We start from the raw sequence: 9,150 nt of genomic DNA on the forward strand, positions 1-9,150 counted from the left end.
AGCCTGGACTAGGACTTGATCAGGCGGCGCTGACGCGCCGTCCGCTGGTCTTGCGTGCACGCGCTTCCATCAGCCGCTCGGTGATATCCTCGGCGGCGACGGGCTTGCTGAAGTAGAAGCCCTGCAACGTATCGCAGCCGAACTGCGAGGCGATATCGGCCTGCTCCGGCGTCTCGATACCCTCGGCGGTGACGGGAATATCGAGCGAGCTGGCAAGCGCCACGGTCGCCTTCAGCATCTCCCGCTGGCTCTCGCTGTGCTCGATATCCATGATCAACGAACGGTCGATCTTGATGCGGTCGAAGCCGAACTGGCGGAGATAGCCGATCGACGAGAAGCCCGAGCCGAAGTCGTCCAGCGCGATCTTCACGCCCAGCGTCTTCAGCTGCTCGATCGCCTGGCGCGTCCGCTTCGGGTTCTGGATCATGTAACCCTCGGTCACCTCGAGCGTCACCCGCTTGGCCTCGATCTCCGTCTGGCGCAGGACGTAGCGCACGTAATCGGTGAAGGCGGGATTGCGGAACTGGCCGGGCGAAACGTTGACCGCGATCCTGAGCTCCGGCCACTGCTTGGCGGTCTCGCAGGCCTTGCGCAGCACGAACAGGCCGAGCGCCTCGATGAGACCGCTGGTCTCGGCAACCGGGATGAACACATCAGGCGACACCGGCCCATGGCCAGGACGGTTCCAGCGCACCAGGGCCTCCACGCCGACCATCTCGTTGCTGTCGGCGCCGATCAGCGGCTGGTAGGCAAGCGTCAGGTCGCCGCCTTCGATCGCCTGGCGCAAATCGAGCTCCAGCGCGTTGCGCTCCTCGCGGTCGGCATCCATGGCGGGATCGTAGAGCGTCATGCGGGCGCGACCGGCTTCCTTGGCCTTGTACATGGCAAGATCGGCGCGCCGCACCAGCTCCTCGCGATCGACGCTGCCCGCGGACGAAACCGCGATCCCGATGCTGGCGCCGATGACGACCACGCGGCGGCCGATTTCCAAGGGTTCGGCCAGGAAATCCAGAATATGCTCGGAGAGCTGCAATGCCGCTGCGTCGCCCTGCTGTGATGCAAAGACGATCGCGAACTCGTCGCCGCCGATGCGGGCAAGCACGGCGCCATCGGGGATCAGCACCTTCAGCCCGGCGGCGACCGCGCGGATCAGCTGGTCGCCGGTACCGTGGCCGTAGGAATCGTTGACCTCCTTGAAGCCATCGAGGTCGAGATAGAGAAGCTGGACATTATCCTGAGACTGCCTGGCGAGCGTCACCATCGCATCGACAGAGACGCGCAGGCCGTCGCGGTTCAGAAGTCCGCTCAGCCGGTCGCGCAGCGCATCCTCGCGCGCGATGATCTCTTCGCTCTTCAACCTGCGCCCGGCCAGCCAGCCGATGATCAAGAGCACGACGAAGAACAGGCCGACAAGGCAGATCGCCTGCACCACCTGGCTGCGCACATCGGCATAGCCGACATCGCCAGGCGCGCGCGACGTCCAGATCAGCTTGCCGAGCGACGCGCCAAGTGCATCCACGATCGGCACGGAATAGGCGGCGGCCTGATCGGCGCCAACGAGCTGCAGCCCGCCGATGACATAGGTCTTGCCGATATCGTCGATCTTGGCGGCGTCGAGATGGCGGATGAAGATGAGATAGCGGTGCTTGCCGGGAGCGGCTGCGAGCGCGCCGGACTTTTCGCGCACCAGTGCCACGCCGCCGACGGCGATGCCCGACTTCGTGCTGATGAAGCCGGACGCCTCGGGAAGGTCCTTCGGGCCGGCGGCCTTCACCTTGTCGAACAGCGCCCAGAGCGCCGGCGAAAAGAACTCCTGCAAGCTGCCCGCCATCGGCTTGCCGTCGCGATAGACCAGGATCGGCGTCTTGTCGTCGTCGATGACAACAGCCATGTCAAACAGCGCGCTGTTGACGGACATCTCGCCGTAGTTCGACACGGTCCAGTCCATGCCATCGGTGGCATAGACATTGGTCGCGGCATCGTCCCAGGCGGCATAGTCGTTGAGGGTGGCGCCGAGTTGGGCCACGAAATTCTGCAGCGCACCGGAGACGGTTTCGCGCGAGCGCTCGTCATCGAGCACGTTGGATTTCTGCGCCACGTGATCGAGCGCATTCAGGACCATCATCGTGACCACAGCGACGACGACGGCAAACGAAAACAGGACGCCGGCCACGGTTGTGTGGCGACCAGCTCCGATAATCGCGCTTCGTTTGCTGAAGATCGACGGCATTCATTCTCCCTGTCGGCAAATACTGACGGGAAGCCTTCAAAAAACGGTTAAAACGCGATTGAACGATTAAGCATTTTTGCATCGATGGCACGAACGCAAGAGCGATAAAAATCATTTCATTTCAAACGGATAATATTATTCAAATTCCCTTATAAAGTGACACCTTACGAACGTGCTCGCAGAATTTTGCAAGCGCGTTCAAAATAACGCCGTCACGCAAAGCCGCATCGAGAACCGCCGCCTGCGCCGCATCGTCCTTCCCGAGCAGCCCGATCCGCAGATGCGCCTCCTCGACGATATCGAACGACATGGTCTTCAGGATCTCCGTCAACTGCCCCAGCGCGAAGTCGCCGCGATGCGATGCATGCGCGATCATCACAGGCTTGAAGGGCACCTCGTCGCGCGACACCAGCCAGTCCAGCGCGTTCTTCAACCCGCCCGGCAGCCCGTGCGCATATTCGGGACAGGCGACGATGACGCCATCGGCAGCGCGCATCTTCGCGCCCAGCCGCTCGACGATATCGGGCGTGTTTTCACCTTCAAGTTCGGGATTGAAGATCGGCAGGTCACCGATGAGATCGCAGATCTCGATCGTCACACCATCAGGCGCGTGATCGCGCAAGATCGTGAGCAGCCGGCGATTGGTCGAGACCTCCCGCTGGCTGCCGCAGAGCGCATAGAGAAAGAGCGGCTTGGCGTCCATCCCACTGGTTTATGCCAACAGACGATTCGCCCCAACGAAAAAGCGGCCCGGCAAGGCCGGACCGCTTCATCTCGGATAAGGATAAGACCAGGTCTTACCAGGACGGGATCAGGGCGCCCTTGAACTGTTCGTTGATGAACTTGCGGATGCTTTCGTCGTGGTAGGATTCGACCAGCGTCTTTGCCCAAGGTGCGTCCTTGTCGGCGGTGCGGACAACGATCACGTTGGCGTAAGGCGACTTCTCACCTTCGATGGCGATGGCGTCGGTCTTCGGGTGCAGGCCGGCTTCCATGGCGTAGTTGGTGTTGATGACAGCGGCGTCGACGTCGTCGAGCGAGCGCGGCAGCTGCGCGGCGTCGATTTCGGCAAACTCGATCTTCTTCGGGTTCTCGATGATGTCGGCGACGGTCACCTTGACGCCCGGATTGTCCTTGAACTTGATCAGGCCCTTGGAGGCGAGAACGAGCAGCGCGCGGCCGCCATTGGTCGGGTCGTTCGGGATGGCGACGGTTGCGCCTTCCTTCAGCTCGTCGAGGCTCTTCACCTTCTTGGAATAGACGCCCATCGGGGTGGTGATCGTCGTGCCGATGCTGACGAGATCGAACTTGCGGTCGGCGATCTGGTTGTCGAGGTAGGGCTGATGCTGGAACGAGTTGGCCTGGATATCGCCATCGTTGAGCGCCTGGTTCGGCACGACATAGTCGGAGAACTCGACGATCTCGATGTTGAGACCCTTGGTCTTGGCGATCTCGGCGACCTTTTCCATGATCTGCGCGTGCTCGCCCGGCGTGACGCCGACCTTGATGTCTTCGGCGAGTGCCGAGCCGGCTGCGAAGGCAGCCAGCGCGGCCGCGATGATGAACTTCTTCATGGGTGTCTCCTGTGTTGAATTATGGTTTCTTGTTAAAGGGTCAGTTTTTCCGGTTGCGCTTGTCGAAGCGGCGGGCGAGCCCGTCGCCGGCGCTCTGGACGAGCTGGACGAGAACGATCAGCACGATCACGACCATCACCATCATCTCGGGATTGAAGCGCTGGTAGCCGTAGCGGATGCCGAGGTCGCCCAGTCCGCCGCCGCCGACGGCGCCGACCATGGCGGAATAGCCGATCAGGCTGACGATGGTCATCGTCAAAGCCATCAGTATGCTCGGCCGCGCCTCCGGCAACAGAACCTTGAAGACGATCTGGAACGGCGTGGCGCCCATGGCGCGGGCGGCCTCGATCAGCCCCTTGTCGATCTCGCGGATGGCGGATTCGACCAGGCGGGCGAAGAAGGGGATGGTGGCGATGGTAAGCGGCACGATCGCCGCCCAGGTGCCGATCGATGTTCCTGTCAGCAGTCGCGTCAGCGGCACGATGGCAACGACGAGGATGATGAACGGCGTCGAGCGCGCGGCGTTGACGACGAGCCCGAGCACCCGGTTGGTCTTCGGCGCCGGAAACAGCTCGCCCTTGCCCGATGTGGCAAGGAACACGCCGATCGGCAGGCCGATGATCGAGCCGACGATACCGGCGACGAACACCATCTGCAGCGTCTGCATCAGGGCCTTGGAAAGGAGATTGTAGATCATATCAGGCGACATAACCGAGCACCTCCGTCTTGAGACCGGTTTCCGCATAGAAACGATCGGCGCGCGCGATCACGTCTGGATCGGCGGAATAGGAAACGACCAGCGAACCGAAAGGCTCGCCCCCGATCTCCTCGATCGCGCCGGCGAGAATATTGACGTCCGAGCCGAGCTCCGCGACCAGCCGGCCAGTGAGCGGCTTGAAGGCGGTTTCGCCGAAGAACACCAGCCGCACCAGTGCGCGGTCGCCCGCTGATGGCTGCGCCTTGATGCCCGAACGCAGCCATTCCGGCAGCTTCAGCGCCGAGGCAAGCAGCGTGCGCGTCGTCTGGTGCTGCGGATTGGTGTAGACGTCGAAGGTGCGGCCGGCCTCGACGATATGGCCGGCATCGATCACCGCGACGTGGCTGGCGATGGTCTTCACCACCTCCATCTCGTGGGTGATGAGGAGAACGGTGAGCCCGAGTTCGGCATTGATCCGCTTCAGGAGCTCGAGGATCGACTGCGTCGTCTCCGGATCGAGCGCCGAGGTTGCCTCGTCGGAGAGCAGCAGCTTCGGATCGGTCGCCAGCGCGCGGGCGATGCCGACGCGCTGTTTCTGCCCGCCCGACAGTTCCGACGGGTAATTGCCCGCCTTGTCGCCGAGACCGACGAGATCGAGCAGCGGCCCGACCTTGGCGCGGATCGTCTGCTTGTCGACACCCGCGATCTCCAGCGGCAGCGCCACATTGTCGAAGGCGGTGCGCGAGGAAAGCAGGTTGAAGTGCTGGAAGATCATCCCGACCTGGCGGCGCAGGCCGCGAAGCCCGTCTTCGCTGAGCCCGCCGACATCGACGCCATCGACGAGCACCTTGCCCGAGGTTGCCGTCTCCAGCCCGTTGACCATGCGGATCAGCGTCGACTTGCCGGCGCCTGAGCGGCCGATGATCCCCGTGATGGCGCCGCGCGCCACGGTAAGATCGACCTTTTCGACCGCGGTGAAACCGCCCTCGCCTGATGGCCCGTAGCGCTTGCCGGCGCCTTCAAAGGCGACCATCGGGATCGCCCCCGCCGCGCCCTCTGGCTCTCGCCCGGAATGGCCGCCGGACGCGCCCTGGGCAGCGTCTTGTTGGGCCTGGTGTTGGAGTGTCATTTCATGCTCGCGTATGTTGGTCTTCAAAAACTGGCGGTTCTATAACCGCTATCGCGCCGATTAGCCAATCGGGCGGCACATTCGAAGACAATCACGGGTGCGAGACATGGACGCGGCTTTCGTTGCGGGCGGGAAAGAAAGACGTTTCGCCTTTCCTGTTGCTGCAACTTATGCCGCCGGTGGTTGAAACCGGACAGGGATGTTTTTTTATTTGTGCGATGCGGCAGGAAAAAATCTACCTGCCGCATAGACAATTCGAACTGAGGCGATCAGGCGCTCTTGTGGTTCCCCTTCGGAAACTGCGCGGCGAGCTCCGAATACCACTTGCCGCTCGTCTTCACCGTGCGCACCTGGGTGTCGTAATCGACATGCACGAGGCCGAAGCGCATGCGATAGCCTTCCGCCCATTCGAAATTGTCCATCAGGCTCCAGGCGAAATAGCCGCGCATCGGATAGCCGTCCTTGATGAGGTCGGCGACGACATCGAGATGCTGGATGTAATAATCGAGCCGCATCTTGTCCTCGACCGCACCCGCTTCGATGCCGGTGTTGTCGCAGGCGCCGTTCTCGGTGATGTAGCACTCCGGCAGGTCGTAGCGGCGATAGAGATCCTCCACCACATGCTTCAGCGCCGGCGCATAGACCTCCCAGCCGATATCGGTCTTGACGTCGCTGACGCGGGGCGCCTCGACCGTCCAGGGGAAATCGCCGTTCTTCTTGGGATCGTCGGCGACGCGCAGCGGCGTGTAATAATTGAGCCCCCACCAGTCGAGCTTCTGGCTGATAACAGCTAGATCACCCTCCTCGACCACAGGCATGCGATCACCGAGCGCCTCCAGGAACTCCTTCGGATATTCGCCCTTGAAGACCGGATCGAAGAAGACGCCGTTGTGGAACTGGTGCGCCCGCTCGCCGGCGGCCTGGTCGCTAGCACTGTCGGAACCCGGGATAACAGACATGGCGTTGAGCACCAGGCCGACAGGCACGTTCGGCGCTTCCGAGCGGATCGCCTCGACACCAAGGCCATGGGCGAGGTTCATGTAGTGCATGGCGTGCAGTGCAGCCTGCATGTTGCGCTCGCCCGGCGCGTGGATGCCGTAGAGATGGCTGAGCCAGACGATGCACCACGGCTCGTTGAAGGTTGCGACGCTATCCAGACGATCGCCAAGGCGCGACATTACCGTCTTGGCGTAGCGCTGGTAGGCATAGGCTGTCGAGCGCGCCGTCCAGCCGCCATCGCCGGCCAAGAGCAGCGGCAGGTCCCAGTGATAGAGCGTCGCGAAGGTCTTGATACCCCGCGCCCTGCAGCCATCGACGAGGCGATCGTAGAAATCGAGCCCCTTCTCGTTCACCGGCCCGGTACCATCTGGAATGATGCGCGGCCATGCGATGGAGAAGCGATAGGCCTCGACGCCGAGCGACTTGATGAGATCGAGATCCTCGTCGAGGCGGTTATAGTGATCGCAGGCCACGTCGCCATTGTCGCGATTGAAGACCCGGCCCGGCATGTTGCAGAAGGCATCCCAGATCGACGGCTTGCGCCCATCGGCCTTCGAAGCGCCCTCGATCTGGAAGGCGGCCGTCGCCACGCCGAAGGTGAAATCGCCGGGAAAGCGGGCCGCCAGGGCCTTGGCATCAATCTTCGCGGCGGGCGTTTTTGCGTCAATCGTCAAACTGAAATCCTCCAAACTCGGCCGGTTGCCTGCGTCGCGCTTCCGGCTGCTCTCTAGTCTACGTATAGGTTTGAAATGTCAAATCTGTAACGTTGCAGATAAACGCACCCGCGCTCAGAGCACATCCTCCCCCGATGGCAGCAACAGCCGCCGCGTGATGCCGATCCGCTCGAGAAACACCGCATCGTGGCTGACGACGAGGAGCGCACCGTCATAGGCGGCCAGCCCCGCCTCGACGGCGGCGATGGAATCGATGTCAAGATGGTTGGTCGGCTCGTCGAGGACCAACAGCGGCGGCGGCTCCGCGCCTCCGAGCACACAAGCCAATCCGGCGCGCAAAAGCTGCCCACCGCTCAGCGTCGAAACCTGCTGAAGGGCGGCATCGGCCCGGAACATGAACCGCGCCAGCGCCGCGCGGCAGGCATTCTCGTTTGCACCGGGATTGAGCCTGCGGAAATTCTCGGCGATCGAAAGCGACCGGTCGAGCAGGCTGACGCTCTGGTCGAAGACCGCAAGGCGCACGGGCACCGAGACCGTTCCCGCCCAAGGCGCGATGCGTCCGGTGACGAGCGACAGCAGCGTCGTCTTACCCGAACCATTCGGCCCCTCGACCGCCACCCGCTCCGGCCCCGTCATGGCAAAGGAGAGATCGGTGATCACGGGTTGATCCGGCTCGTATCCAGCCGTCACACCATCGAGCCGCAGCACCACCCGCGACGCGGGCAGATGCGTCGACGCCAGCTTCGCGGAAAAGGGCTGCAGGATCTCGATGCGCTCGCGCGCCGCACTGGCATCCTCCATCGCCTCCTCGCGCCGCTTCTCGCCGAGCCGGACCTTGTCCCCTTTCGTATTCTCCGCCGCCCGCTTCAGGCCGCCGGCGACGATACGGGGCATATCGCCCCGCGCCGCTTTCTTGGCGCCGATTTTGTCGCTGCGCGCCTGCCGCTCGGCCGAGAGTTGCGCGCTGCGGGCGACATCCGCCACCCGCTTTTCCGCATCCGCAAGGTCGTGTTCGGCCGCCGCAAGCTCGACCGCCTTGCGCGCCTGAAACGCGCTCCAATTGCCGCCATAGCGTTTGGCGCCAAGCGTCGTCAGCTCGACGATCGCATCCATCCGCTCCAAGAGCGCGCGATCGTGGCTGACGACAAGCGCCCCGCCCCGCCAGCTCTGAAGCAGTGAAATCACCGCCTCGCGGCCATCGCGATCGAGATTGTTCGTCGGCTCATCGAGGATAAGGAAATCGGGCTCGCTGAAGATCAGCGCCGCCAGCCCGACGCGGGTGCGCTGACCGCCCGACAGCGAGGTGAGCAGCGTATCGGGCTCGGCTGAGAAGCCCATCCGCTCGAGCGCATCGGCAAGCCGGGTCTCAAGCGTCCAGTCGGCGGATGCGACTTCATCGGCCGAGGCTTCGCCGAGAACCGCGCGCGCGACGACATCGAGTGCCGTGCGGACACCGAAGAGATCGGCGACCGTGGCCTCGGCATCGACCTGCACCGTCTGGCGCAGCACACCGAGACGCCCGCTGACGGCGACGTTGCCGGATTGCGGCGCGAGTTCACCGGTGATCAGCCTCAAAAGCGTCGTCTTGCCGACGCCATTGCGGCCGACCAGCCCAGCGCGTTCGGCCCCGAAGCTCAGATCGAGATTGGAAAAAAGCGGCCGCCCGTCAGGCGTGGACCACGAAAGATTGGAAAGGGTAATGGATGCAGGCATGGACATGGGTTTCCCGGATGGCAAGGCAAAGCGGCATTGCGATCGGGTTGAAATCCATGGTGCACCGTCCTGTTGGCATTGCGGATGGCTGCAATCTAGGCAGGTGGTGAGGTGAAATCAAGGCGGGGGTGGGA

The 9,150-nt window shown here is 63.1% G+C and carries 7 protein-coding genes; all 7 read right to left on the reverse strand.

From position 1 onward, the window contains the following. Positions 1-19: 19 nt before the first annotated feature. Complete coding sequence (locus ACCD05_RS24145; protein ID WP_413395863.1) at positions 20-2,230, reverse strand: EAL domain-containing protein; 2,211 nt, start codon at positions 2,228-2,230, stop codon at positions 20-22. A gap of 139 nt (positions 2,231-2,369) precedes the next feature. After that, entirely contained in the window at positions 2,370-2,933 is a 564-nt protein-coding gene (locus ACCD05_RS24150; protein ID WP_413395864.1) for an NADPH-dependent FMN reductase, read from the reverse strand. A gap of 94 nt (positions 2,934-3,027) precedes the next feature. Then, positions 3,028-3,804, reverse strand: coding sequence for a MetQ/NlpA family ABC transporter substrate-binding protein (locus tag ACCD05_RS24155; protein ID WP_413395866.1), 777 nt, complete (start codon positions 3,802-3,804; stop codon positions 3,028-3,030). A gap of 40 nt (positions 3,805-3,844) precedes the next feature. Beyond that, a complete protein-coding gene (locus ACCD05_RS24160) occupies positions 3,845-4,513 on the reverse strand; it encodes a methionine ABC transporter permease (protein WP_111564912.1) in 669 nt (222 codons plus the stop codon). After that, positions 4,503-5,534, reverse strand: coding sequence for a methionine ABC transporter ATP-binding protein (locus ACCD05_RS24165; protein ID WP_413395882.1), 1,032 nt, complete (start codon positions 5,532-5,534; stop codon positions 4,503-4,505). The genes ACCD05_RS24160 and ACCD05_RS24165 overlap by 11 nt, the downstream gene beginning before the upstream one ends. 365 nt (positions 5,535-5,899) lie before the next feature. Then, positions 5,900-7,303 carry a GH1 family beta-glucosidase gene (locus tag ACCD05_RS24170; protein WP_413395869.1) on the reverse strand — a complete coding sequence of 468 codons (1,404 nt, stop codon included), beginning with the start codon at positions 7,301-7,303 and terminating at the stop codon, positions 5,900-5,902. A 114-nt stretch (positions 7,304-7,417) separates the two neighbouring features. Next, positions 7,418-9,016, reverse strand: a complete 1,599-nt coding sequence (locus ACCD05_RS24175) for an ABC-F family ATP-binding cassette domain-containing protein (protein ID WP_413395871.1) — start codon at positions 9,014-9,016, stop codon at positions 7,418-7,420. Positions 9,017-9,150 lie beyond the last annotated feature (134 nt).

Source organism: Rhizobium sp. Rhizsp42 (genome assembly GCF_047304155.1).
Classification (GTDB): domain Bacteria; phylum Pseudomonadota; class Alphaproteobacteria; order Rhizobiales; family Rhizobiaceae; genus Rhizobium.

Bases quoted from the DNA above. Each gene is read 5' to 3' on its own strand.
- ACCD05_RS24145 (WP_413395863.1), bottom strand. From the start codon at position 2,230: ATGCCGTCGATCTTCAGCAAACGAAGCGCGATTATCGGAGCTGGTCGC.
- ACCD05_RS24150 (WP_413395864.1), bottom strand. From the start codon at position 2,933: ATGGACGCCAAGCCGCTCTTTCTCTATGCGCTCTGCGGCAGCCAGCGG.
- ACCD05_RS24155 (WP_413395866.1), bottom strand. From the start codon at position 3,804: ATGAAGAAGTTCATCATCGCGGCCGCGCTGGCTGCCTTCGCAGCCGGC.
- ACCD05_RS24160 (WP_111564912.1), bottom strand. From the start codon at position 4,513: ATGTCGCCTGATATGATCTACAATCTCCTTTCCAAGGCCCTGATGCAG.
- ACCD05_RS24165 (WP_413395882.1), bottom strand. From the start codon at position 5,534: ATGGTCGCCTTTGAAGGCGCCGGCAAGCGCTACGGGCCATCAGGCGAG.
- ACCD05_RS24175 (WP_413395871.1), bottom strand. From the start codon at position 9,016: ATGCCTGCATCCATTACCCTTTCCAATCTTTCGTGGTCCACGCCTGAC.